Source organism: Aeribacillus sp. SP014, assembly GCF_054055575.1.
On sequence record NZ_JBSRXI010000001.1, the window covers coordinates 768,104 to 794,714 of the forward strand.

Genomic DNA, 26,611 nt, shown 5'->3' on the forward strand with positions numbered 1-26,611 from the left:
GGTACCTTGAAAAAACTTTTGATCATAGCGGCAGCGTGCATGGCTGTGCTCAGTGCATGCTCGCAGGACATTGGAGAACCGGAGCAAATTGTACAAGAGACGGAAGAATCAACGGAAGAAAAAGCAATTATTCCGAAATACAGAATTTCGGAAGATTATTATAAGATGCTCGTGCCTTTTAAAACGAGTGAAGCGCGAGGGCTTGTGGCAAGCAATCTCAATACAAGATTTGATGTTGATGAATTTGAAACTGGTCTTATGCGGATGGCCAGCGACAAGTTTCCAACGGATAAATATGTGTTTCAAGAAGGACAATATTTAGACAAAAAAACTGTCCAAAACTGGCTTAGCCGCAAGCTGGAAGGAAAAGATTTGGAAGAAGCGAAAAGAAAGGATAAATCTTTCAAAAATGAAGGTTTAAATCCGCCAGAAAGCTCCGAAAAAAGCCCCATTTATGTAACGCATATACTTGAACATAATTACCTTGTAAAAAAAGATGAAAAAACACTTGAGCTTGGCGGAGTGTCGATCGGTTTGGCCTTGAATTCTGTTTATTATTACCGCACGGAAGACGGCATCCAAAAAGAAAATAAAATAGACAAGGCCACCATTGAAAAGAAAGGGAAGGAAATCGCACAAGTGGTTGTGAAGAGGCTTCGAGATATAGAAGGATTAGAAAAAGTGCCGATTGTTGTTTCCCTTTACGAACAAGCGCCTAAATCTTCGATTGTTCCAGGACATTTTTTTGCAAGAACAATCGTTGATGACGGAAGCGAAAATATCGGAAAGTGGGAAAATATTAACGAAGAGTATTACTTTTTCCCATCTGAAGAGGGAACAAAGAAAAAACCGGATGATGCCAACACATTTAAACGTTTAAAAGGAGATATTGAAGACTTTTTCCCTAACTACACAGGCGTCATTGGGAAGGCTTTTTATCAAGACGGTGAAATGAAGCAAATGAAAATAGAAATACCGGTTCAGTTTTACGGAAAAACAGAGGTCATAGCCTTTACGCAATTTTTAACTGGAAAAGTTGTGGAATATTACAAAGACTATATTTCTCTGGAAGTGACCATCAACTCTTCAAGAGGTCCGGAAGCGCTCATCGTTAGAGAGCCAGGGCAGGACAAACCGACAGTTCATGTTTTTCAATAAAAAAACAGGTGATTTCAAAAAGGGGGGATTTTGAAATCACCTTTATATTGATCGTTTTTTGGCTGGCATTTGGTTAAACGGTGTTTACCACTTTACAAAAGCAGTACCGACAATGATCAACAAAATGAACAATACTACTATAAGGGCAAATCCGCCGCCGTGTCCGAATCCACCACCGTACCCGAATCCGCCGTCATATCCTCCGTAACCGTAGCCTTGACAAGAACCGAATCCAAAACTCATGTTTTTCACCTCCGAATAATGTACCGTACAATATTTTTATATTCACGAATGAATAAAACGTTTGGACGAATGTACCTATATTTGAATTTTTGGTTGAAGTCCTTCGACGTTTTGAAAATTACATGTGAAAAGAAAATCATCTGTAAGAGGGGCTTTTTTCAGCCTGCCTTCGTGCAATATTGTTTCAACATTTCGGGGGTGTTGCTTTATCTGGCTAAAATTTGATATTATCAGAGTATTGCAGTGTGTTCGAAAAAGTGGAGGTGAATTGGGATGTCACGCATTTCGAAAGAACAAGTAAAACATGTTGCTCATCTTGCCCGCTTGGCAATTACGGAAGAGGAAGCAGAGATGTTTACCAATCAGCTTGACGCGATTATAACGTTTGCTGAGCAGTTAAATGAATTGGATACGGAGAACGTTCAACCAACTTCCCACGTTTTGGATATGAAAAATGTCATGCGCGAAGATCAACCTGAGCCGGGTCTTCCACGGGAAGTTGCGTTGAAAAATGCTCCTGACCAAAAAGACGGACAATTCCGCGTACCAGCCATTCTTGAGTAAGGAGGACGAAGCGAACATGGCTCTGTTTGATCATAAAATATCTGAATTAAAACAAATGCTGCACCGAAAAGAAATTTCCGTCTCCGATCTTGTCGACGAGTCTTACAAGCGCATTCAAGAAGTCGACGGAAAGGTAGAAGCTTTCTTAACCCTCGATGAAGAACGAGCCCGAGAAAAAGCAAAACAACTGGATAATGAAATAGGAAAAAAAGATACATACGGTTTATTGTTTGGGATGCCGATAGGAATTAAAGATAACATTGTGACAAAGGATTTACGCACAACCTGTGCAAGCAAAATTCTTGAAAACTTTGACCCAATTTATGATGCAACAGTTATGCGCAAGCTAGAAGAAGCTGAAGCGATTACGATCGGCAAATTAAACATGGATGAGTTTGCGATGGGATCATCCACTGAAACGTCCGCATTTAAAAAGACGAAAAACCCATGGAATTTAGAAGCGGTTCCAGGCGGTTCCAGCGGCGGCAGCGCAGCGGCTGTCAGCGCAGGAGAAGTTCCGTTTGCACTAGGCTCTGATACAGGCGGCTCGATTCGCCAGCCGGCAGCATTCTGCGGGGTTGTTGGCTTGAAGCCTACATATGGACGAGTCTCCCGTTTCGGATTAGTCGCATTCGCGTCTTCATTAGATCAAATCGGACCGATAACAAGAACTGTTGAAGACAACGCTTACCTTCTTCAAGTCATTTCAGGTCTTGATCCAATGGATTCCACAAGTGCAAATGTGGAAGTTCCTGATTATATATCCGCTTTAACTGGAGATATTAAAGGGCTGAAAATTGCGGTTCCGAAAGAGTATTTAGGTGAAGGGGTAAGCCGTGAGTCGCGCGAGTCCGTACTGGCTGCTTTAAAAGTACTCGAAGGATTGGGCGCAGAATGGGAAGAAGTATCTTTGCCGCATTCCAAATACGGTATTGCTACATATTATTTGCTTGCCTCATCCGAAGCATCTGCGAATCTCGCCCGTTTTGACGGAGTCCGCTACGGCTATCGCTCCGACAACGCTGAAACCTTGATCGATATGTATAAACAAACACGCGCGGAAGGCTTTGGAAATGAAGTAAAACGCCGCATTATGCTCGGTACATTTGCATTAAGCTCTGGATATTATGATGCTTATTACAAAAAAGCGCAGCAAGTGCGCACGCTTATTAAAAAAGATTTTGAAGACGTTTTTGAAAAATATGACGTCATCATCGGACCGACAACCCCGACTCCAGCATTTAAAATCGGCGAAAAAATTGACGATCCACTCACGATGTATGCGAACGATATTTTAACAATCAATGTGAACCTTGCCGGAGTTCCTGCAATTTCCGTACCTTGCGGATTTGCCAACGGCCTGCCGCTGGGATTGCAAATCATCGGCAAGCATTTTGACGAGAGCACCGTTTATCGCGTTGCCCATGCATACGAACAAGCAACAGACTTCCATAAACAAAAACCGGAACTGTAAGGGGTGAGAACTAATGAACTTTGAAACGGTCATCGGACTTGAAGTACATGTGGAATTGAAAACGAAATCGAAAATCTTTTCAAGTGCACCAAACGCTTTCGGTGCTGAACCAAATACAAACACAACGGTCATTGACCTCGGATACCCGGGAGTTTTGCCCGTTTTAAATAAAGAAGCCGTTGAATTCGCAATGAAAGCTGCGATGGCATTGAACTGCGAAGTGGCTACTTATACAAAGTTTGACCGGAAAAACTATTTTTATCCGGACAACCCGAAAGCATATCAAATTTCCCAATATGATCAGCCGATCGGTCAAAACGGCTGGATTGAAATTGAAGTGAACGGAAAGAAAAAGAAAATCGGCATTACGCGCCTTCATTTAGAAGAGGATGCTGGCAAATTGACGCATACTGGCGACGGCTATTCTCTTGTAGACTTTAACCGTCAAGGAACACCGCTGATTGAAATTGTATCAGAGCCGGACATCCGCTCACCTGAAGAAGCCTATGCATATTTGGAAAAATTAAAATCGATTATTCAATATACTGGCGTATCCGACTGTAAAATGGAAGAAGGATCTCTTCGCTGTGACGCAAACATTTCGCTCCGCCCGATCGGACAAAAAGAATTTGGCACAAAAACAGAATTGAAAAACTTAAACTCATTTAACTTTGTGCGCAAAGGGCTCGAATATGAAGAAAAACGTCAGGCGGAAGTGCTTTTATCCGGCGGCGTCATTCAACAAGAAACACGCCGTTTTGATGAGGCTACAGGGAAAACGATTTTAATGCGCGTTAAAGAAGGATCAGACGATTATCGTTATTTTCCTGAACCTGATTTAGTCACTCTTTACATTGATGATGAGTGGAAAGAAAGAGTCCGGTCATCGATTCCGGAGCTGCCGGATGCGCGCCAAAAACGATATGTTGAAGAGCTTGGACTCCCAGCGTATGATGCTAAAGTGCTGACAATGACGAAAGAAATGTCTGATTTCTTTGAAGCAACAGTTAAAGCCGGAGCTGATGCGAAACAAGCTTCTAACTGGCTGATGGGAGAAGTATCAGCATATTTAAATGCAGAGCAAAAAGAGTTGTCTGAAGTGGCGCTCACCCCGGAAAGTCTTGCAGGAATGATCAAGCTGATCGAAAATGGAACCATCTCCTCCAAAATCGCGAAAAAAGTGTTCAAAGAGCTGATTGAAAAAGGTGGAGACCCTGAAAAAATCGTGAAAGAAAAAGGGCTTGTTCAAATTTCTGATGAAGGTGCCATCTTAAAGCTTGTAATCGAAACATTGGATGAAAATGAGCAATCGGTTACCGACTTTAAAAACGGAAAAGATAAAGCGATTGGATTTTTAGTCGGTCAAATTATGAAAAAAACGAAGGGGCAAGCCAACCCGCAATTAGTAAACAAATTGTTATTACAAGAAATAAAGAAACGATAATTTTGATAGACGCTCAGCTTAGCAGCTGGGTGTTTTATTTATAGTAAAATGGGAATAAAACCCATCCGTGAATTTTTGAAGCTGGAATTTGAAAAAAGTGTTTAAATGGCGAACAGTTTTATCAAAATAAAAATAGAATAAACGTTTATTGACAAAAGTAGTATAAATGAACACAAATGATAGAAAAAACTTGTTTGTTTTGGCAAAAAGGAATAATCTATTAATGATTCTATTTTTACAATAGAAATGGATAGTATAGGATGATGTGAATGAAACGCGCAAGAATCATTTATAACCCCACATCTGGTCGAGAGGCTTTCAAAAAACAGCTCCCTGAAGTTCTTGCTAAATTTGAAGAGGCTGGCTATGAAACATCGTGCCATGCTACTACCGGTGAAGGAGATGCGACAAACGCAGCGAAACAGGCTGCTGAACGCGGGTTTGACCTCATTATCGCTGCGGGTGGAGACGGTACGGTGAACGAAGTTGTGAACGGGCTCGCAGTCATGGAAAATCGTCCGACGCTCGGAATCATCCCCGTCGGAACTACAAACGATTTTGCCCGTGCAATCGGCATTCCCCGCGACAATATTTTGCACGCAGTCGATACGCTGCTGAACGGCGTAAAAAGGAAAATAGACATTGGAAAAGTGAATAACCAATATTTTATTAATATTGCCGGCGGCGGAAAATTAACAGAGCTTACTTATGACGTTCCAAGCAAATTAAAGACCGTTTTAGGACAGCTTGCTTATTATTTAAAGGGCATTGAAATGCTCCCTTCCATCCATCCGACAGAAGTGGAAATTGAATATGATGGCAAGCTGTTTCAAGGAGAGATCATGCTTTTTTTAATCAGCTTGACAAATTCGGTCGGAGGGTTTGAAAAGCTGGCTCCAGACTCAATTTTAAATGATGGCATGTTTGATTTACTGATTTTGAAAAAAGTCAGCCTCGCGGAGTTTATTCGCCTTGCCAGCCTGGCGTTAAAAGGCGAGCATATTCACAGTGAAAATGTAATTTATACAAAAGCCAATCGGATAAAAGTAAAGACAGAAGACAAAATGCAGTTAAACTTGGACGGCGAATACGGAGGACTCCTGCCTGCTGAATTTGAAAACTTGTATCAATATATTGAGATCATCATGTCAAAAGAAAAAGCGGAAAAAAACGCGCCAATTGAAAAGAGCAGCGAATAGGCTGCTCTTTACCGTTTTTGAATAGATGAAATGCGGCTCCCTGCGCTAATTTCAACGATTTATATGACTTGTCTGCAACATTTTGCTTAAAAAAAACCACTGCAAAAGCTTTGCAGGCAGCTTGTTAAACAAAATGTAATGAAAGAAAGGTGCAGCTGTTTTTACAGCCTTGCTTTCAAGCTGGAAAAACGAAATTTTTATTTTCCAAAATGGTAATGATCGTTTTCAATTTTATTGACAAGTTTTAACAACTCAATGACGTTCAATTCATATAATTGTTGTCCATCTTCCCCTTTGTAAACACCGTTGGCAATAAGCTGTTCGATGAGTGACTCTTTAAAACTTTGATCCATGTAAATTCACTCCTTCAGCTAATATAGACGCTTTTTCATGAACCAATGTTACGTGCCGCCCTTTTATATTTTCATTACAATAGTATTTCCTATTATGACAATAATAAAATCACTTGGGTCATTTTTACGGTTGTGATACAATTTTTTCAGTTCATTCTGATCAAAAAGGAAGAAAACAACATGGAAGCACCAGTGAAGAAAAATGATTATTACGATGTATTGTTTGAAGATTTAACACATGACGGGGCAGGAGTAGCCAAAATCAACGGCTTTCCTTTATTTGTCCCGAATGCTTTGCCTGGAGAAAAGGGAACAGTCAAAGTTGTCAAAGTAAAAAAAGGCTATGGATACGGACGTCTCATGAAATTATCGAAAACAAGCCCCGATCGGGCAGATGCGCTTTGTCCCATATACAAACAATGCGGAGGCTGCCAGCTTCAGCATGTAAGCTATGACGGCCAACTGCGCCATAAGCAAAAAATAGTAAAAGAAACGCTTGCCCGCATCGGAAAAGTGGATGTAGAAAAAGTCACGGTTCATCCAACGATCGGAATGAGCGATCCTTGGAATTATCGAAATAAAGCACAGGTTCCAATCGGGGAGCGGGAAGGCGCCCTGATTGCAGGCTTTTATCAACAAAGAACGCACGAAATTATCGATATGGAGAGATGTCTCATTCAGCAGACGGAAAATGACCGAATTGTCCGAGAAGTTAAAGCGATATTGAACCGCTATCACATCCAAGCTTACAACGAACAAACCCATCAAGGATGGCTGCGCCATATCGTTGTCCGCTACGGGTATCAAACAAAGCAAGCGATGCTTGTTTTCGTTACCCGAACAGCTGATTTTCCACATAAAAAGAAAATTTTAGCTGAAATTACCGCTAAATTTCCAAACATTCGATCGATTGTCCAAAACATAAACCCGAAACGGACAAACGTCATATTTGGCGAAGAAACAAAGCTGCTTTCGGGTTTGGAATATATATATGATTATATCGGATCAATTAAGTTTGCCATTTCCGCACGCTCTTTTTACCAAGTGAACCCTGAACAGACGAAGGCGCTTTACGAAAAAGCGTTAGAATACGCCGAACTTACAGGAGAAGAAACGGTCATCGACGCCTATTGCGGGATCGGAACGATTTCACTCTTCCTTGCGCAAAAAGCTAAAAAAGTGTACGGCGTGGAAATTGTGCCCGATGCCATTGAAGATGCCAAACGAAATGCAAAACTAAACGGCATCGAGAACGTTGAATTTGCCGTCGGTGAAGCAGAGGAGATCATGCCCAAATGGCATGCACAAGGAATTCGCGCAGACGTCATCGTCGTGGATCCTCCTCGAAAAGGCTGCGATCATTCACTGCTTCAAACAATTATAGCAATGAAACCAAAAAAAGTCGTCTACGTCTCCTGCAACCCGGCGACATTAGCGCGCGACATTGCCATCCTAGAACAAGGCGGCTACGAAACAAAAGAAATCCAGCCAGTCGACATGTTCCCGCATACGGCGCATGTGGAGTGCGTTTCGCAGATAGTTTTAAAATGAAAAAATGAGGCAAGATAAGGTTTCTCTCTTGCCTCTATTCAATTTTTGGTGTGGTAAACCGGTAATGAATTATTGGTGTACCGTCCTCTTTTACCTCGATTCGATTAATCAGTCGATGGAGAATATCCTCGGTTAATTCATCGAAATTTAGGAATTGAAGTAATTCCTTTTTAAGCTTTTCAATCGTTTCGATTACATCCTCGCTTTCCATCAATGAAAGAAGTTCATTTTTCAGTTCCATTAATTCAGTTAAATCCTTGTTCGTTGCTTCAATACTCTCTTGATATTCTTCATTGGTAATGATTCCGTCAGCTAACAGGTTGATGAATTTCCTTTTTCGATTTTTTAAAACATCCATTTGTTTGTTAATCTTATTGATTTTCTTTTGAGAATCCGATTTTGTACTTTTCGATTTTCTCTCCATCTTCTTTATATATTTCTCTTTATCAACTTGTTGAATTAAGGTTTGGATGTCATCTAGGATCGTTTCTTTTAGAAAATCCTCTTTTATATCGTGTGGGCGGTACAAGCTTTTTTCCATGACGCGCATAAGCCCCACAAATGTATCCGTCTCGATTGCTTCGGAACCACTGATGTTAGACTAAAAAGTAGACACAGATTATTATAGTAATAATAGACTGAAAAATGAGGTGTCTACATGACAAAAAAACAAAGGCGGTACGAGGAAGACTTTAAGCGTCAAACTGTTCGTTATATTTTGGAGGAAGCGAAATCCGTTGCACAAGTGGCTCGTGAGCTCAAAATTAACGAAAATACTCTTCACGGCTGGATGAAAAAATATAAGCAAGAACCTGAAATATCAGAAACCCAAACGTTTCGATCCGAAGACCACGAAGTTCGTGAACTGAAGAAACGTATTCGGGATCTGGAGGAGGAAAACTCCATCTTAAAAAAGGCGATGCACTTCTTCGCGAAAGACCATCGGTAAAATATTCATTTATCCATAAACATCGCTTCGATTACCGATTGGAGAAGATGTGCGAAGTATTGAAAGTTTCTCGAAGCGGTTATTATAAATGGCGTGATCGTCCCAAAAGTGCTAGACAAGAGCGTCGAGAAGAATTGACGCAGGAAGTGCGTCGTGTGTATATCGAATCCCGCCAACTGTATGGGAGTCCCAAGGTTGCCAAAAAGCTTAATCATGGAGGAATTAAGGTTTCACAGAAGACGGTTTCCCGCATAATGAACAAAGAGGGAATGAAGTCTCGTACCGTGAAAAAGCATAAGGCAACTACTAACTCAAAACATAACCATCCGGTCCACGAAAATGTCTTAAACCAACATTTTACTGTTACGAAACCAAATGAAGTATGGGTAGCTGATATCACCTACATTCCAACGGATGAAGGTTGGCTTTATCTAGCTAGTATGATGGATTTGTATTCAAGGAAAATAGTCGGCTGGCATATAGACTGTTCCATGAAAAAGGAGCTAGTGTTAAGTGCTTTAAAGCAAGCCTATCAGCGTCAACAACCACAGGGTTCTATCCTCCATCATTCTGATCGAGGGAGTCAATATGCTTCAAATGACTATCAAGCTAAGCTAATGGAATACGGAATGAAATGTAGCATGAGCCGCAAAGGAAATTGTTATGACAACGCTTGTATTGAATCATTTCATGGGATAATAAAAAAAGAACTAATCTATCAGACTCGTTATAAAACAAGGGAAGAAACAAAAAAGAGCATATTTGAGTATATAGAAATATTTTACAATAATAAACGTATTCACTCCGCGACAGAGTATTTTTCACCATCTGAATACGAACGTATGTACTATAAAAAGGGAGCTTAATGAACATATTAATAGAATAGTTAGACCCGAAAATTTACCTTTTAAAAATAATTAGGACAACGTCGTAATTACTTTTAAAAGGCCACCAAGCGATAGCGCGGTAGCTGCGAAAAAAAATCTATAAATTTTTGTGTCTACTTTATTGACCTAATATCATATAAGCTAAAAGAAATAGGATGCCAAACAAGTGTAAAGGATATTTTGCATGATGTAAGCCAGATGAAGACCTCGAAAATACGCGTGAATGGTGAAGAGCAAATCGTTCGTACAGAATTACAAGTGCAAGCAAATCTAGCATTTGAAGCACTTGTCACACAAGCACCTCCTAGAGTATTAGAAAAAAACACGTGCCACTAACAAGCGTAGTGGTACGTGTTGTGGGTAAAGTCCAAAACACCAGTATTTTCGGGCTTTTCTTTAGTGTACTCTGTCAAACTTGAGCCAAACAAGAGAAAACGGTTTTGAAATATGATTTTTTAAGCATCTTCTTTGTCGGTGTCTTAGGGACAGTAGGAATTGTGTTTACTTTATTAAACACGACAGGTGTTTTAGAGTTATTTGAACATAAAATGATTCAAGAGGAACGAACCTTTGATTTACCAGTTTTTGAACAACAAATAGGAGAATCGATTGAAAGGGTTGTGATTAATAGTCATTATCCATTATTAGTAGAGAGTACTAAGCATGGGGAAGTAACGATGTTTGAAACGTACAGGGGAACGGTGAGTGATCATCAGCCTTTATTAGAAACTGTCAACGATTATTTACTTGTACAAGAAAAGGGAGATACATTATTTATCGAAATGAAAAAGCTTCCGCAAAAAGCTTATGATTTAGGTGATTCATACTTTATTATGGAAGCAACTATATTAGTTCCTAGCCATGTAAAACTAGAAATTAACGCTAATCATTCAGAGGTTACGATGAAGCCCCGGGACTTAAAAAGTGATTGGATGATAGAAACGGCATATCAAGTAGGGCTTATTATTGAAAAAGAGAGTGATGTCAAAATTTCTATGGAAAATGTAGCTGAAATTGTAGCTGAAGATGAACAAACTTCCCAAATGAAAGAATGGGTTTTCGGTAATGGTAGTTCTGTCATACAAATTTTGAAAGCAAATGAAGTTCGGATGCAAACAAGGAATTAATGAAATTATAAAGGGAAAAAAGTGTAGGGTGGCTCCGTCGTTACTTGCATAATGAAAAAGGAAGGTCGACCCACTATTGCACCCACTATCGCAACTCACACTATTGCAGGGCGACCCCTCCATCTGATTCAAAATGAAAAAATAAGTCTGACCCTCTGTTGCAATGGTTGGAGTTTTTTTTGCTTTTGAGTTATGATAAAATTTAGAGCAATTTTATAAGAGATTCTATTATAGAAAATAGGATGATGGAGTATGAAAAGAGCTAGAGTAATTTATAATCCTTCTTCAGGAAGGGAAGTTTTTAAAAAACATTTACCAGAGGTATTAGATAAACTAGAGATGGCAGGTTATGAAGCATCTTGTCATGCAACCAAAGGTCCTGGTGATGCAACCGAAGCAGCCCGACTTGCCGCCGAAAGAAAATATGACCTCCTCGTCGTTGCTGGAGGAGATGGAACCATTAATGAAGTCGTGAATGGAATTGCAGAACAGCCTTATCGTCCAAAACTTGGGATCATTCCCGCCGGTACGACAAATGATTTTGCAAGGGCCCTTGCGATTCCTCGGGATATTTTAGCGGCAACGGACGTAATTGTAAAAGATGAATCCATTCCAGTCGATATCGGTCGTATGAATGATAAATATTTTATTAATATTGGCGGCGGCGGAAGACTAACAGAACTTACATACGATGTTCCTATTAAGTTAAAACAATGCTTGGGCAACTCGCCTATTACTTAAAAGGAATTGAAATGTTACCTTCATTAAAAGCGACAGATGTAACAATTGAATATGACGGAAAGCTTTTTGAAGGGGAAGTGATGCTCTTTTTAGTCGGACTGACGAACTCAGTTGGTGGTTTTGAAAAATTAGCACCGGATTCATCTGTCAATGATGGCTTGTTTTCTTTATTAATTTTGAAAAAGACAAACTTAGCTGACTTTATTCGCATTGCAACCCTTGCTTTAAAAGGAGAACATATTAACGATCCGAAAGTAATTTACGAATCAGCAAGTCGCATTAAAGTAACATCTAATGAAAAAGTGATGCTCAACCTTGATGGGGAATATGGAGGAGAACAGCCAGCAGAATTCGTGAACCTTTATCGCCATTTAGAAGTTTGTGTGTCATTAGAGGATATAAGGGAACAAGATAGGCCGGATCGATATTAAAAAAAAAGGCTTTGACAAAAGGTTTTCAGCCAATAAAAAACGCGAACTATATTATGAAACTTTACTTCGAAGATTCAATATAGTTCGCTTTTTGTCGTTACTTATAGATGGATTGTTAGATAATTATTCGGTTTTTAGAGACCCCATTTTAGTTCTGTCCCAGCCTCTTTTTTATGGTGTTATATTGATATAAAAATAACCAATAATTTTTAGCTAGGAGAAAGAAAAGGGGTTAGCCGAAAATACAAAATCAATCCCGTTATTTCATCATAAAATCAATATATTATTAAAGTTTTCCAAAAAGTATTATAATATATAGAAATTTCGTTTAGGGGTGATAGATGCTTGTTTAATAAAATTATACCAGCCATCCGTAATATGAAAGACTTTGATTATGTTCTTTCCAAAGACCATGAATTTATTATTTTTCTAGAAACGAGACTATCCCAAGTAGAAAGTATTGTGAAATATGCAAAAAGGCATAATAAAAAAATGTTTTTGCACGTGGACTTGATTCAAGGATTGAAAGCGGATGAATATGGTTTGGAATATTTAGCGAATAATGTGAAGGTAGATGGAATTATCTCAACAAGATCGAATATTATTGCCGCAGCGAAAAAACATAAAGTGATAGCCATTCAACGGGTGTTTGCTTTAGATAGTCAAGCCCTTGAGAATAACTTAAACGTTTGTAAAAAAATTCAGCCAGATTTCATCGAAATTTTACCTGGAGTGATTCCAGAAATTGTAAAGGAAATTAAAGAAGCGACAGGAATTCCCCTCATTTCTGGTGGGCTGATTCGGACAAAAGAGGACGTGAAAAAATCATTAGAAAGCGGCGCTGTCGCGGTTACAACATCAACAAAGGAATTATGGTAGAATATAAAAAAATAACAGAATTATTTAAACGTTGACAACGTTTTCAAAAGATTATAGAATACTTATAAGTTTTATAAGTTAATATTTTGTGAGGAGAACAGGAGACACATTAAATGCTTTGAATGAGTATTCAAAAGTATTTAATGTGTCTTTTTGTATTTTTTTAGTCTCACGATTCTATTTAGATGTTTGGAGGTGGAGAAAAAGGTAGGGTTTCGCCTATATTATATTTTTATTTGTCTTGGGAGAAGTTTATAGAACCCCTTGAAAGAGGGGAACGATTAGTCAAAAAAAGATAGGGGGATATTATGAAAAATCAAAAGAAGCTCGCTATATTATTTATTATTTCTTTATTGCTCATTTTTGTTGGGAGTTTTTCTGCATCGAGATTTAATAACTCAAATGGGAAAGTGGACGTAACGAGGATTTATTTTGAAACACCGAGGGGGGAACTATCAGGTTTACTTTATAAACCTGAAGGAGCGGATGAACAGCCTAGACCAACGATCATTGCCACACACGGGTATTTAAACTCAGCTGAAATGCAAGATGCCCAAGCGATAGAAATGTCAAAACGGGGTTATGTCGTATTAGCCCTCGATCAATATGATCATGGCCATTCTCGTAATACGATGGAAAAACCGAACCCATTCTTCTCATTTTGGCCACATGCCATTTACGATGCGGTTCAATATATGTATGAACAAGACTATGTTTTAAAAGATGAAATGGGTAACGGTATTATTGGGGTAACAGGTCACTCAATGGGAGGTTTCTCATCTACCCATGCTGTAATGTTAGATGAAGTAGATTTTCAGTCTACAGGAATTAGAAAGATTCATAGCTCCCTTACAGTTGGTTCTGACTATCAATGGGTGAAAGCACTTGGCTATACAGAAGAAGATATTAATAGCTCATATGGTCCAAGATGGTCTGGGAAAATTGCTGGACAATATGATGAGTTCTTCTTCGATGAGGAAGCAACGGCTGCTGGCCAACCAGTAGTTAAGAAAAATTATGTAGGTACACCTGAAGGTCAAGCCTTTTTAGGTAATCCAGAAAATGCGGTAGCCGGTCAAGTATACGATGTAGATGGTGGAAAAAGAGTCATTTATCAACCAAATGAAACTCACCCATGGAATCATTTCTCTAAAAAGACAACAGCCTATGCTATCGATTTTTATGATATGGCTTTTGCTGACTATAGTCATCTCGTTCAAGTTGGCGAAGATGGTCAAACCTGGATGTATAAAGAATGGTTCTCTTTTGTAGCCCTCATCGGTTTCTTTATGTTCTTTATTCCAGTGATTATGTATTTATCTAAACTACCATTTTTCAAAAATATTTATTCAACGAAACCAGCACCTCTACCTGAACCACAAACGAATGGTGGAAAGCTTGCTGGCTGGTTAATTTCTGTATTTGCAGGATTATTCCCAGCTCTCTTCTTCACCGCATTATATAGTGGTAATGTTCATACGATGACTTTACTCCGACAAATTATTATGACTATTATTGCTTTATCACTCATCGCTCTTATTTATTCGATGGTGAAGAAGGTAGAAAAATCAATGACCACTTGTTCTGCAATCGTGCTTTTAATATCGGTCATTCAATATATATTCTTACGGTCACAAAGCAAATTCTTCGCCACAACGGAGCTGTTTGGCGGACCAACGGTGAACCCTATTTTATTCTGGGCTATCAATGTGTCAATGGTTATGCTAATGATCATGGTTACTTATCACTATGTTTCTAGAAAACCACAAGGGGCAACAATAGAGAATTATGGTGTGAAAGTTCGTCTTTCATCTGCAGTAGCTTCCTTAGTAACAGCCTTCGTTGCAGTAGTGATGGGCTATGCTGTTCTTTATATAGTCGATGCCTTATTTAAAACAGACTTCCGACTTTGGACGTTTGCGGTAAAAACATTTGAACCTCACCATGTGTTTGCTATTTTGAAATATGCCCCATTATTCTTTATTTACTACTTTATTGTAGGTTTATCGGTTAATATGAGCACAGCGGGTGAAAAGTATAATGGATGGAAAGGTTATGTGATTTCTAGTCTTCACTTTATCGGGGGCCTACTCCTTTATCTTGGCTACCATTACGGATTATTATTTATAACAGGGACGGCAGGATATCCATCTGAATCCCTTTCTTCCATTATCGTCATTGGTTTAGTACCAGCACTTCTCGTAGCGTCTATTTTTAACCGTTATTTCTTTAGAAGAACAGGAAATGTTTATGTCGGTGCCTTCCTAAATACATTGTTAATGACAACGATTACGGTTGCTAATACAGCTATTTATACAATTTTCTAAAGGAAGAGGAAAATTTAATAGAAAAGGAGAATGTTAAATAAGCTCCTTAATAGTGGGTGCTGATTGAAAGTTTTCTATCTAGCACCCTCCCATTTTTTTCAATCAACAGGGAGGGAATCGGTATGGGAAAATATATTTTAGCCCTTGATCAAGGAACGACTAGTTCCCGGGCCATTTTATTTAATAAACAGGGAGAAATCGTGGCGGCAGCCCAACAAGAATTTGAACAATTTTTTCCAAAGCCAGGTTGGGTTGAGCATGATGCGGATGAAATTTGGAACTCCATTCACACTTGTATAGCGGAAGTGTTGCGGAAAGCAAAAGTAGAAGCATACGCTGTAGCGGGAATTGGTATTACAAATCAGAGGGAGACGGCTGTTATATGGGATAAACAAACAGGGAAGCCAATTTACCGAGCCATTGTTTGTCAATCTCGACAGACGGAAGATATTTGCCGAATGTTAAGGGAGAAAGGATATAACGACTTATTTCGTGAAAAAACAGGACTTCTCCTTGACCCTTATTTTTCCGGAACAAAAGTAAAATGGATATTAGACAATGTAGAAGGGGCTAGGGAAAAGGCGGAGAAGGGAGAATTACTTTTCGGAACGATTGATACTTGGCTCGTTTATAAATTATCTGGTGGAAAGATCCATGTCACCGATTATTCTAATGCTTCTCGCACTTTGATGTTTAATATTTATGATTTGAAATGGGATGAGGAACTATTAGAAATTTTAACTGTTCCAAAAAGTATGTTACCAGAAGTTCGCCCATCTTCAGAAATATATGGGTATACAGATGAATATCAGTTTTTTGGAACAAATGTACCGATTGCAGGTATTGCTGGTGACCAACAAGCAGCTTTATTTGGACAAACTTGTTTTGAAAAAGGGATGGCAAAAAATACGTATGGAACCGGTTGTTTTATGTTAATGAATACAGGGGAGAAGGCTGTTAAGTCAAATCACGGCTTATTAACAACGATCGCTTGGGGAATTGATGGGAAAGTAGAATATGCTTTAGAAGGAAGTATTTTTGTTGCCGGTTCAGCTATCCAATGGTTACGGGATGGTTTGAGAATGATTAAAGAGGCTCCAGATAGTGAAGGGTATGCAACTAAAGTTGAATCAACAGATGGAGTTTATGTCGTACCAGCTTTTGTCGGCTTAGGTACTCCTTATTGGGATAGCGATGCTCGGGGAGCAGTTTTTGGCTTAAGTCGGGGAACGACGAAGGAACATTTTATCCGTGCCACATTAGAAGCCCTCGCTTATCAAACGAGGGATGTGATCGAGGCGATGGCCCAAGCATTCTGGGATACATTTAAAATCCCTTCGAGTCGATGGTGGAGCTGTTAAAAATAATTTCTTAATGCAGTTCCAGAGTGATATTTTAAACGTTCCAGTCATTAGACCTGTAGTGAATGAAACGACTGCCTTAGGAGCTGCCTTTTTAGCAGGACTTGCTGTTCAATTTTGGTCAGGTAAAGAAGAAATAACGGAGACATGGCAAGTAGATAGAACATTTACGAGTGAAATGGATGGGGAAACGAGGGAGAAGTTGTATACTGGATGGAAAAAAGCGATAGCAGCCACCCGTGCCTTCAAATAATCGGATAATCAGAACAATATTTACAGTTTTTCCCCTCCCTCTATAAATGTTGATATATCAATGGTTGTAGCCATTTCAGGGGTGTCAAAAAAATATTTTTCGACACGTTTTCTAACTTTGTTTCTCAAATCTGTATATATATGACATTGGATGGGTGCGCTTCGCTGCCTCTACTGGTTAAATTTGGTTGTAGTGGGGGAAGCGTATGGGATGCACCGTGGATCTCTGCATCGCTGATGATGACGAACCCTCCCATGTCTCTTGGCATCCTTGTGCCTACATTCCTTCGTTCGGTCTAGTCATCAGGCAGAGGCCGGCTAAGCTCCTTTAGGGACTCAAGGTCGAATGGATGATATCGTGCCAGCTTCTCCGTGTCATCCTTGTTGTCTAGGGAATCACAAGGCATGCAGGCATCAAGCCGCCGTTTCGAGACCAAAGATGTCCTGCATCATTCGCTTCGCATCGAACGCCTGGTGCTTCGTACACACAGCGTGCAGTACCTTCAGTAATTTCCCGCATAACACCACAATGGATTGCTTCTTGCGCAACGGATTATCGGGCCGTGTCGTGTAATATTCATGTAACTGTCGAAACGCTTCGTTGTGGCGGATCATCGGCATCATCACGCGGAAGAGGAGGGCGCGCAACCGCCTTCTTCCACGCTTCGAGATCCGTTTTTGCCCTTTGTGTTGGCCGGAGGAATGCTCCCGCAGTGTCAGGCCCGCAAGTTTCAATAATTGGCGCGGATCCTGATAGTGGGAAAAACTCCCGATTTCCGATAACAGTTCCACGATAGTCGCATCCCCTAAGCCCGGAACCGTTTTGAGCCATTCGTACTGGGAATACCTTTTATAAAGACAAGATTAATAAAAGAGGAAATAACAAACTTAGAAAGATTCTATTTTACATGATCCAGACCATGATCCAACTACGGAAAAATACCCAAAATCATATTGTAGATTATTATGATAAATTAAAAACGCAACCCCAGAGGAAACCACATAAAGTTGCGTCCATAGCATGCATGAATAAGTTCTTGAAATCAGCTTATCACCTTATCACACATAATCTGAAATACGATTACGAAAAGGCAACAATGCATCAGTAATCGTAAGTAAGATTATATCACAAAGACCTGACGAAAAAAATGGAAATCGTGAGGTCTATTTGTCATGCGAAAATTTATTTTGGAAGGAAGGGGTACCCCTTCCTTCCAAAATAAAATCTATATTAACCAAATTATTTACTAAAAAATACTTGACTAGAGGTAAGAAGGGGCTGTCTTAGAAAGTCAAAATCCACTGAAAACGAAACATCATAAGCATTGATATATCAACGTTTCTAAAACTCAAGTTTGACAGAGTACACTAAAGAAAAGCCCGAAAATACTGGTGTTTTGGACTTTACCCACAACACGTACCACTACACTTGTTAGTGGCACGTGTTTTTTTCTAATACTCTAGGAGGCGCTTGTGTGACAAGTGCTTCAAATGCTAGATTTGCTTGACCTTGTAATTCTGTGCGAACGATTTGCTCTTCACCATTCACGCGTATTTTCGAGGTCTTCATCTGGCTTACATCATGCAAAATATCCTTTACACTTGTTTGGCATCCTATTTCTTTTAGCTTATAGGCCAAAAAGGATTCCATGACAAGCGCAAGGAAACAAACCATGATATGGCCTCGAATACGAGATTCCACTCGATGGTACATCGGGCGAAGTTCTAGATTCGACTTCAGGTTACGAAAGGCTTGTTCCACTCTCCACAACTCTTTATAGGCAAGTGCTGCCTCTTCATCCGTTAATGACGAGTTGGTCCGAATGGCGTACTTTCCGTCAAACTTTTCGTCATTGGATACCTTCTCTTCATCAATTTTGGCCGATGCTTTTTCTATCGTTAAAAACTTGGAATACGCACGGTTTTTGACGAGTCCAGATGGACCGAGTTCATCAAGCTTCGATTGAAGGTTTTCTAACACGACTTGACGACTCGCTCGATCACGTTCTTCAGCGTCCGGATTGTAACAGAGTACATACGTTTCGCCATCGATTTTCTTTGACTTCACTTTTAGATTCGGGAGAACCTTCTTATATGGCCCACGGATGGATAATAGCTCTTGGGCTTTCTTCGACTTTCGTAATTTGACACCCACAATATATTCCATGCCCAGTTCACGAATTTGATCTAAGTTGGCTTCACTAACCATTCCGCGGTCTCCCACTAGAATGACTTTCTGAATAGGATAGCGCTTCTTCAGATCTCCAACCACCATGCCAAATGTCTTCGTATCATGCATGTTTCCAGGGAAGACTTGATGCCCAATCGGAATCCCTGTTTTGGTCATTAATAAGCCAATCACGACTTGTTTTCGATCTCCACGATGATCTTTGGAGTAACCATAGTGAGCCAGCAGTTCGTCTGCTTCCTCTCCTTCGAAATAGGTGCTTGTCGTGTCGTAAAACACGATATCTACTTCTAATGAGGTTAAATCGGTTAAATGTCCATAAAGTTGTTCCTCAATTTTTTCTTTTTGTTCACTTAAGAAGTCTAATGCACGATAGTAGTGATGGAGTTGAATGTCTGAAAGACCTTCTGCATAAATCGTGTCGATCCATTGTTTGAAGATATAATGCTTACTATTGGGATCCATGAGACGGTTTAACACCATGGCAAAAATGGCTTCGTCATACTGAGAAGCAGCCTCGGAATCATCCATGATTTTACGTAATAGCCGACCAAGCCCTAACTTTTCCCATACCTTTCGGAACAGATAAACCGGCCCAAACTCTTTTGTCCAAAGCACGGAGACAGAAGAGGAAGAGCCTTGCCCGTGAATTCGGTCAAAGTAACGCTCTGAAAATTTGGCTAATCCCTCGATTATGTTATCGACAGAGCCATTCTCTAATAAATGTTCTAACCTCCCTAGATTACAAAGCGTTTGTTGCCGAACTTTATTGTCTACGCGAAATGTACGACATATTTGTAGATATTGACGAACAGAACCATTTTTATTTTTTTGCTTATTAATTCGAATATACATAGCACTAATAGTATAACATATATTACATATTATTGGATATACAAAAGTTATCCACATAACACTACACAATGATTATATTTTCGATAAAAAAAGTGGATAACTATTGGTATAATCACCTTTAGTTATCCACATGTAGTGAAATGGTGTCAAACTTGAGTAAAACATTAAAGGGGCGTCTATAAGCAGGAAAATCGACTTATTAGACAGCCAGTTTTGTATGTCTTGTTTAACGATTGTCCCAGCGTTAGTTGAAGATGACACAACGAAAAAACAGTTATCAGTTATCTAGCTTTTAAAAAATAGTATAGGAACCAAACTGCGTGATTTTGCTCATCTGCTGCTGCTCTGCGAAATACTTCTTTAATGTATTGATTAGTCGTTTCATCTGCAATTTCTAAGTAAAAATCAACTGTTCGTTGCTCATCTTGTAGAGCAAATTCCAATCCATTTAAATAAACATCAGGACATTCTTCGGTGATTTTGGGTTGAGGTTGTTTCCCAGTTAGACTGACATAAATCTGTCCAAATTGTTGAAAATGCCTTATTTCATCCTGTCGAATTTCAAGGATTTGTTTCCGTTCATTCTCGTTTGAAGTCAAATTAGCTAACTTGGCATAACAATTTATTGCACTATACTCTCTGTAATGCACCCCTTTGTCAAGACACAAATTGATAATATTTAAGTTATCCATTCTCTCCTTTCGCTATGAATGTGGTGCGTGTGCAAAAAAGGCTTGACATGGAGCCTCTACGGGCACGATTTTTTGCGCTGGAGCGATGGACAGATAACATCGCATGGCTAAAACAGCCTATCATGCCCGTCTCTCCATATAAAGCCTCTCATCACGTTCGATGGTTAGGATGCTTGAACCATCTTAGGTTGCTTGTACACTGTTGCTGCGTCAAATAGTCCAAGGATTGGTGAGGTCGGTCTGTATTATAGAACGTAACATAGCGTCGAATGCCTTTTCGCAACTCTTTAGGATTCTCGAATTCATTGAGATAGATACATTCATACTTTAAAGCTCTAAAGAATCGTTCCGTACGACTATTGTCTGTTGCTCGTCCTTTGCCATCCATTGATACCTGGATGCCATACTCTTTCAACAGCCCGAGATAGTCAGCGTTTGTAAAATGGCTGTCCTGGTCACTATTGATGATGGCCGGCTTACCATGACGCAATGCCCGCTTCAGACAGTCGATGACAAATCCTTTCTCCAGCGTACTAGATAACTCGTAATCGATCACTTTGCGGCTGAACCAGTCGATGATGGTAAACAGGTACATAAAGCCCCGTCCCATACGAAGGTAGGTGATATCCACTCCCCACACATGGTTCGGATGGGTGATCTCCCATCCACGGAGCAGGTAAGGTCGGCAGTACTTGGCATGTAGCCTCTTACTAAGGTTGGGTTTAGGGTAAATAGCTTGTATACCCATAAGGCGCATGAGACGGCGTACGCGTTTACGATTCACATCAAATCCTTTCTCACGAAGTTTCGCAGTCATGCGCCTGTAGCCAAAGTAGGGATGAGCTGTATAAAGCATATCCATTTCGTGCATGAGCATGATGTTTTCTGAGCTTTCTGTTTGTCCCTTTGATTGGCGATACACGCTAGTACGATGAATACCTAATAACTGTGCCTGACGCTTGATTTTGATCGATGGGTGATTGAATTCGACCATAGCCTTTCGTTCGTCAACAGACTTATTTGAGCCCAGATTTTTTTCAGCCAGTCAACTTCAACCGTTAACTGACCTACCAATTTCTCTAAATTTTCTTGTTTGGCCTCATATTCTTTACGGATTTTATCCACTTCGCTTGAGCCTTTTTCAAAGACCATCGAGGATCGTTCTAGAAATTCTGCTTTCCAACGACTGACCATGACTGGGCTTAATTCATATTTGGCGGCTATTTCATTGACGGTTTGCTCTTCACGCAACACCTCAAGAACCACCTTAGCTTTAAATTCTGCGGTATATCGGTTTCTTTTTTTCATGGTATCATTATAACTTATTTATCACGCTCATGTGTCTCACCTTATGGGAGCATTATACTCCATTAATTGCCTTTTCAATGTCACTAATCAATTTTTCATTTTGTCTGTACACCAAATTGTAATTATTTAAATAAGAATACATATTAGAATACATACCAGAACCTCCCAGTTATACTCAGTCGTAGTATTATACGGGTAATTAAAGTACTGGGTGCATATCGTTTAGAATGTTCTTTGGAAAAGGTCAAATTTTTCTTCAACTATCCTGCTCGTTAGCTTAATAAGAAAATCAACAATGAACTATAAAAGTCAATAAATTTTTTGGGTTCATGTTCAGTAGCGTTGCATAAAAAATAAAAACAGTTTATGCAGAATTTTCTGAATAAAAATATTTTATGATAAACGAAAAACAAGGCAGTAACCAACTAAAGGTGATCACTATCCATTTGGTAATAAATGTATTTGTTTTATTGTTACAATTTGAAAATTATTTAAGAAGAAAATTTGCGTGATAATGTCAAAGAAATACTATAAGTATGTGTCTTAATCTATAAAATCATTTTTAATGTCTTGTTATGTATAAAATACCTATTGCAAATCTAATAGGAATTGCTTATAATTTACTGTACAGAATATAGTATATTGTTTTTTAAGGAAGATAGAGTATGTGGGAAAAATTTTATTCTAAAAATGGTTTAGCAGCAAAAAACATTGCCAAAGAATTGATAAAATTAAAAGTTGGAGATAAAATTCCTCGTATCTCTGACTACTGCGCCCAACTATCAATTGGCAGGGGAACTGTACAAAGTGCATTAAATTTATTGGTGGAAATGAAAGCGATTAAATTGGAAGCCAGAGGCCATTTAGGCACGTATCTAATTAGCAAGGACAACAATTTATTGCTTGAGATTGCCGGTATCGCCCCATTAATTGGCTCTATGCCGCTTCCATATTCAAGGAAATATGAAGGATTAGCGACAGGAATAGTGGAAGCATTTGAATCAACCGGAAAAACAATAAACTTAATTTATATGCGCGGCGGGTTGAATCGAATTGAGGCGGTTCGGACAAAGAGAAGTGATTTTGCAATTGTTTCTAAGATGACAGCAGATAATATCATTTCAGAATATCCAAATTTAAAAATTTTCAAGAAATTTGGAGCCAACAGTTATGTATCCGCGCATAAGATTTTCTTAGCTGATTCAGATAATCATGTAACTAATGATAAATTAAGAGTTGGCGTGGATATGGAGTCTCCAGATCAAATGCAGCTGACATTTGCTGAATTTGAAAACAGGAATGTCGAATATGTCAATGTCAATTATATGCAGTTATTCGATATGCTTAATTCAAAACAAATTGATGTAGCTGTTTGGAATGTCGATGACAAAAGAATGAATCAAACATTTCAAGCAATCGATTTTCAATCAGCGAAAGCGAAGAAAATTTCCCGAGACACAACAGAAGCTGTTATTGTGATTGATGGTGATAGAGAACAAGAAATAGCAGAAAAGTGGGATTCAGTTGATATTCAAAAAATACTGGACATACAAAAAAGTGTTGAAAAGGGGGAAAAAATACCACGCTATTAAAACATTAATTTATCATTTACGGGATCCGAAAGTCATAAAGTATAAGATACTATTAAAATTTGCGTTTTATACAAGACACAAAATTTATTAAAACAAAATACTAAATACAGTATATTGGAGGTTAAAGTAATAGTGAATAGCAATCAAGTGAAAGAAAAGTTAACTATTTTATTAACAAGCAGTGTTATTACACAAAAAGCTTTTCATGTAACTTTAAATACATTTGATTACTTATCAAAAAAATTCAAAAAGGAGGTAATTGAAAACTCGGAAATGTTTTGGACACATATGTCAATGGCTTTAACTAGAATGGAAAGGGGTGAATGCGAAGATGGTCCTTCCAATACAATCATGAATGAAGTGAATGAGACGCCTTATAAAGAGGATATAGAAGAAATTATAAACCATATAAATTCACTGGTTGGCCAAGAACTCCCTGAAGGAGAGCGTGTCTATTTTTATCTGCATCTTCATCGAGTTATTGAATCAAATAAATAGGAGGAGTTTTCCTATGGTGAGAATTGTAATAGGTGGACAGTTGAATAAACAAGCAATTGAAAAGCAAGTGAAAGAAATCGGAGGAAATAATGTAGAAGTATCCGTTAAAAGTGATTTGGAAGCAGTTATGGCTGTCAAAAACAAAAAAGCTGACTATTATATTGGTGCCTGTGAAACCGGATCAGGTGGAGCGCTTGCAATGGCAATTGCATTATTAGGCAAAGATAAATGCGTTACTTTGGCATCTCCAAGTACCATAAAAACCAAGGAAGAAATCGAAAAGGAAGTGAATGATGGCAAAATTGCATTTGGATTTACGGCATCATCTTCAAAAAATATATTGAATATACTAATTCCTGCTTTATTAAAATAATCAGCTTTCGCAGTTTTATATTTTCTAAACATTTGATGGAATTCACTTCAATCCCTGTAAAAATGCAAATTGTTTTTTTGGAACATGTGATTAATAAAAAGAAAGACACCTTTTTCTTTTGGGGAAAATAGGGTGACGAAACTTTTAACAAAAGAAAAAAGGTGTCATTTAAATGGTAATGAAAGAAACCTGCTTTACGCAATTACCAAAAGAAATTTCATAGTTAAATATATCATCTAAGAGAGGCTAATATCAAGAAATATATAGGCTATTCCTGTTTGTAAATCGATTTTTTCCAGTGTTTCAAAATAAAAATCAGTGAATCTGCGTAAAAAAGATACTATTTATCGTTTTTTACGTTCACTAACATTCTTTTTGTCTGCAGTTCTGTGAACGCAGTGAATGGCTTGCACTTTTAAGTGCTGATACAGCCTTGCCCAAATCATCCAATATGAAGTATTTTTTAAATCCGTATCCCTTAAAACCTAGGCAAGCAGTTTCAAGGCCGCTTTTATGACAGGTTGATGATTGATACAATCACTGTTTTTACATGATTTTGATGGATGATATCGGAAGAAGATCCGTTGGCAAACCTTTTGATAGTTTTGCGAAGATGTGCGAGACAAGGATGACATCACCGTTTTACATACACCGAACGATCCTTGTCAAGCACTTGCCAACAAGAAGTTTTTTGGATTGGGGCATTTTGAAAAATCAAATGAAGAAAAGGGTGGCATTTTCCACCTAATTATATCGGGCAATGTCTAACAATGTGCGAAAGTTGAGTATAAAAAATGAATAAACAGAGGTGAGTAGAATGGATTTGAATCTCATTCAATGTATTGTCATAGTTGCTGTCGGTGCGTTAGGTTCTATTCTCGTAAACCGCGGGGTAGCGGTGTTTAATGACGGGTTGCGTCCCATTATGCCTGAATACCTTGAAAATCGAATGACAAGAGGAGAACTGGCTGCAACCAGTTTTGCATTGAGTTTTGGATTAATAGTCGGCTTCGGCATCCCTCTTTCTATAGGAGCTACGATTATTATTGGCCATAGTATTTTATTAGCGTGCGACATAATTGGTATTTGGACTCCAGATAATAAAATAGGAATGGTTACAGCCGGAGTTCTCGGTGCTGTTTATAGTATAGGAATAGTGTTAGGTTTGCAATTTGTCGTAGATTTATTTAACATGCTTCCAGTAAATTTCATAGATTCTTTAAGTCTTATCGGTAATCCGATTATTATTGCATTTACAGTATTTCCTGCTATTGCCGTTGGGTATCAGCACGGTTTAAAAAAAGCTGCTGTCACGGCGATTGTCACTTTAGCCTCCTTTTTGTTATTCGAAAAGTTTGGAACATTTAAAGTCGCAGGATACGATATTTCCCTTAGCCCTGAAGGAATGGCGTTATTAATAGGAATGTTAATGATGGTTTATTATGCCTCTAGAGTTAAAGGCGGAGAGGATACTACAAATGCCGATTTAGTAAATATTTTTAATGAACGTGTAAATCGAATTAAGAAGAATCGCTGGTTATTAGCTTTAATGGGTGGACTTGTTTCTTTAACATCTTCCATGTTGATTTTAGCAGTTGATGCAATGCCTCAAGCATTGATTAATAAAGGTCTTTATACAGAGGCAGCCATTGCTACATTTGCACGTGCGATCGGATTTATTCCTTTAGTTTTTTCAACTGCCATTGTAACGGGGGTTTATGGTTTAGCTGGTACGACATTAGTATTTGCAGTCGGTCTTATTTTCAGAGATATACCGATTTTGGCATTTGTGTTGGGTGCTTTAGTCATGTACTTGGAGGTCATATCATTATCAGCAGTATCAAAAAGTATGGATAAATTGCCTGGCATACGCGAGATGGGAGAGCATATTCGAACTTCGCTGGCAGATGTTCTCGGAATTGCGATATTAATCGGCAGTGCAATGGCAGCGGAAAAAATTGCTCCAGGAATCGGGTTCTTTTGGGTCATTGGATTTTATTTAATCAACCGGATGGCATCAAAACCACTTGTTGAATTGGCTGTTGGGCCAATAGCGGTCATATTATTGGGGATCATCGTTAATCTTCTTTACGTAGTTGGTTTATGGCAGGTTGGTTAAATACAATGGCATCTCTCCAATCTCATTTTGGGATTGGAGAGATGTT

At 38.9% G+C, this 26,611-nt stretch carries 19 protein-coding genes and 7 pseudogenes; 18 read left to right on the forward strand and 8 right to left on the reverse strand.

Annotated features, from left to right (window positions below):
* The first annotated feature begins 6 nt into the window (after positions 1-6).
* On the forward strand, positions 7-1,158 hold the full coding sequence (locus ACVIJU_RS03880; RefSeq protein ID WP_456687275.1) for a CamS family sex pheromone protein: 1,152 nt from the start codon (positions 7-9) through the stop codon (positions 1,156-1,158).
* 84 nt (positions 1,159-1,242) lie between these two features.
* On the opposite strand, the gene ACVIJU_RS03885 is transcribed toward ACVIJU_RS03880, so the two are convergent.
* Positions 1,243-1,401, reverse strand: a complete 159-nt coding sequence (locus ACVIJU_RS03885; protein WP_082829587.1) for a YjcZ family sporulation protein — start codon at positions 1,399-1,401, stop codon at positions 1,243-1,245.
* A 273-nt stretch (positions 1,402-1,674) separates the two neighbouring features.
* On the opposite strand from ACVIJU_RS03885, the gene gatC reads away from it, so the two are divergent.
* From gatC to ACVIJU_RS03905, 4 genes are all read left to right on the forward strand, one after another.
* On the forward strand, positions 1,675-1,965 hold the full coding sequence (gatC, locus tag ACVIJU_RS03890) for an Asp-tRNA(Asn)/Glu-tRNA(Gln) amidotransferase subunit GatC (RefSeq protein ID WP_063388808.1): 291 nt from the start codon (positions 1,675-1,677) through the stop codon (positions 1,963-1,965).
* A gap of 16 nt (positions 1,966-1,981) precedes the next feature.
* Positions 1,982-3,439, forward strand: coding sequence for an Asp-tRNA(Asn)/Glu-tRNA(Gln) amidotransferase subunit GatA (gene gatA / locus ACVIJU_RS03895; protein WP_066250781.1), 1,458 nt, complete (start codon positions 1,982-1,984; stop codon positions 3,437-3,439).
* Between the two features lie 13 nt (positions 3,440-3,452).
* Positions 3,453-4,883, forward strand: a complete 1,431-nt coding sequence (gene gatB, locus ACVIJU_RS03900) for an Asp-tRNA(Asn)/Glu-tRNA(Gln) amidotransferase subunit GatB (protein WP_063388806.1) — start codon at positions 3,453-3,455, stop codon at positions 4,881-4,883.
* A 269-nt stretch (positions 4,884-5,152) separates the two neighbouring features.
* On the forward strand, positions 5,153-6,082 hold the full coding sequence (locus ACVIJU_RS03905; RefSeq protein ID WP_063388805.1) for a diacylglycerol kinase: 930 nt from the start codon (positions 5,153-5,155) through the stop codon (positions 6,080-6,082).
* A gap of 197 nt (positions 6,083-6,279) precedes the next feature.
* Here the strand turns inward: ACVIJU_RS03905 and ACVIJU_RS03910 are convergent, their stop codons facing one another.
* The gene (locus ACVIJU_RS03910; RefSeq protein WP_327848227.1) at positions 6,280-6,435 is read right to left on the reverse strand and encodes a Fur-regulated basic protein FbpA; all 156 of its coding nucleotides are present in this window, start codon (positions 6,433-6,435) and stop codon (positions 6,280-6,282) included.
* A gap of 180 nt (positions 6,436-6,615) precedes the next feature.
* Here ACVIJU_RS03910 and rlmD point away from each other — a divergent pair, with 180 nt between their 5' ends.
* Positions 6,616-7,986 (forward strand): 23S rRNA (uracil(1939)-C(5))-methyltransferase RlmD, encoded by a 1,371-nt coding sequence (gene rlmD, locus ACVIJU_RS03915; protein ID WP_456687276.1) that lies wholly within the window; start codon positions 6,616-6,618, stop codon positions 7,984-7,986.
* Positions 7,987-8,020: 34 nt separating this feature from the next.
* Here rlmD and ACVIJU_RS03920 read toward each other — a convergent pair whose 3' ends face one another.
* Positions 8,021-8,527 carry a hypothetical protein gene (locus ACVIJU_RS03920; protein WP_456687277.1) on the reverse strand — a complete coding sequence of 169 codons (507 nt, stop codon included), beginning with the start codon at positions 8,525-8,527 and terminating at the stop codon, positions 8,021-8,023.
* Between the two features lie 117 nt (positions 8,528-8,644).
* On the opposite strand from ACVIJU_RS03920, the gene ACVIJU_RS03925 reads away from it, so the two are divergent.
* The 7 genes and pseudogenes from ACVIJU_RS03925 to glpK all read left to right on the forward strand — a co-directional run bounded on the left by ACVIJU_RS03925 (position 8,645) and on the right by glpK (position 16,941).
* Positions 8,645-9,801, forward strand: a protein-coding gene (locus tag ACVIJU_RS03925) for an IS3 family transposase (RefSeq protein WP_456687278.1) whose coding sequence is annotated in 2 segments (ribosomal slippage) — positions 8,645-8,906 and positions 8,906-9,801 — 1,158 coding nt in all. Because the reading frame shifts where the segments join, the coding sequence is not laid out codon by codon here.
* Positions 9,802-9,951: 150 nt separating this feature from the next.
* Positions 9,952-10,158: pseudogene (locus tag ACVIJU_RS03930) on the forward strand (IS1634 family transposase); the annotation flags it as partial.
* A 104-nt stretch (positions 10,159-10,262) separates the two neighbouring features.
* Positions 10,263-10,949, forward strand: a complete 687-nt coding sequence (locus ACVIJU_RS03935; protein WP_456687279.1) for a hypothetical protein — start codon at positions 10,263-10,265, stop codon at positions 10,947-10,949.
* Positions 10,950-11,201: 252 nt separating this feature from the next.
* Positions 11,202-12,121, forward strand: a pseudogene (locus ACVIJU_RS03940) (diacylglycerol kinase).
* Positions 12,122-12,466: 345 nt separating this feature from the next.
* A complete protein-coding gene (locus ACVIJU_RS03945) occupies positions 12,467-13,000 on the forward strand; it encodes a glycerol-3-phosphate responsive antiterminator (RefSeq protein ID WP_456687280.1) in 534 nt (177 codons plus the stop codon).
* Between the two features lie 308 nt (positions 13,001-13,308).
* Positions 13,309-15,327 (forward strand): alpha/beta hydrolase family protein, encoded by a 2,019-nt coding sequence (locus ACVIJU_RS03950; RefSeq protein WP_456687281.1) that lies wholly within the window; start codon positions 13,309-13,311, stop codon positions 15,325-15,327.
* A 122-nt stretch (positions 15,328-15,449) separates the two neighbouring features.
* Positions 15,450-16,941: pseudogene (glpK, locus tag ACVIJU_RS03955) on the forward strand (glycerol kinase GlpK).
* A gap of 413 nt (positions 16,942-17,354) precedes the next feature.
* Here glpK and ACVIJU_RS03960 read toward each other — a convergent pair.
* Positions 17,355-17,780 (reverse strand): annotated as a pseudogene (locus ACVIJU_RS03960) (transposase); the annotation flags it as partial.
* Between ACVIJU_RS03960 and ACVIJU_RS03965 the strand changes: the two are divergent.
* Positions 17,774-18,049: pseudogene (locus ACVIJU_RS03965) on the forward strand (IS110 family transposase); the annotation flags it as partial. The pseudogenes ACVIJU_RS03960 and ACVIJU_RS03965 sit on opposite strands and share 7 nt — an antisense overlap.
* Positions 18,050-18,372: 323 nt before the next feature.
* On the opposite strand, the gene ACVIJU_RS03970 reads toward ACVIJU_RS03965, so the two are convergent.
* From ACVIJU_RS03970 to ACVIJU_RS03985, 4 genes and pseudogenes are all read right to left on the reverse strand, one after another.
* Complete coding sequence (locus tag ACVIJU_RS03970) at positions 18,373-19,983, reverse strand: IS1634 family transposase (protein ID WP_456687234.1); 1,611 nt, start codon at positions 19,981-19,983, stop codon at positions 18,373-18,375.
* Between the two features lie 281 nt (positions 19,984-20,264).
* Positions 20,265-20,675, reverse strand: a complete 411-nt coding sequence (locus tag ACVIJU_RS03975) for a ferritin-like domain-containing protein (RefSeq protein ID WP_456687282.1) — start codon at positions 20,673-20,675, stop codon at positions 20,265-20,267.
* 151 nt (positions 20,676-20,826) lie between these two features.
* Positions 20,827-21,983: pseudogene (locus tag ACVIJU_RS03980) on the reverse strand (IS3 family transposase).
* Positions 21,984-22,041: 58 nt separating this feature from the next.
* Positions 22,042-22,125 (reverse strand): annotated as a pseudogene (locus ACVIJU_RS03985) (ferritin-like domain-containing protein); the annotation flags it as partial.
* Between the two features lie 523 nt (positions 22,126-22,648).
* Here ACVIJU_RS03985 and yhfZ point away from each other — a divergent pair.
* The 4 genes from yhfZ (at position 22,649) to ACVIJU_RS04005 (ending at position 26,565) form a co-directional block, all read left to right on the forward strand.
* Entirely contained in the window at positions 22,649-23,575 is a 927-nt protein-coding gene (gene yhfZ / locus ACVIJU_RS03990) for a GntR family transcriptional regulator YhfZ (protein WP_066250160.1), read from the forward strand.
* 132 nt (positions 23,576-23,707) lie between these two features.
* Positions 23,708-24,073, forward strand: a complete 366-nt coding sequence (locus tag ACVIJU_RS03995; RefSeq protein WP_456687283.1) for a PRD domain-containing protein — start codon at positions 23,708-23,710, stop codon at positions 24,071-24,073.
* Positions 24,074-24,086: 13 nt separating this feature from the next.
* Complete coding sequence (locus ACVIJU_RS04000) at positions 24,087-24,446, forward strand: DUF2620 domain-containing protein (RefSeq protein WP_063388786.1); 360 nt, start codon at positions 24,087-24,089, stop codon at positions 24,444-24,446.
* An 817-nt stretch (positions 24,447-25,263) separates the two neighbouring features.
* Positions 25,264-26,565: a YhfT family protein gene (locus ACVIJU_RS04005; protein WP_066250158.1), complete on the forward strand. Its 1,302-nt coding sequence runs from the start codon at positions 25,264-25,266 to the stop codon at positions 26,563-26,565.
* Positions 26,566-26,611 lie beyond the last annotated feature (46 nt).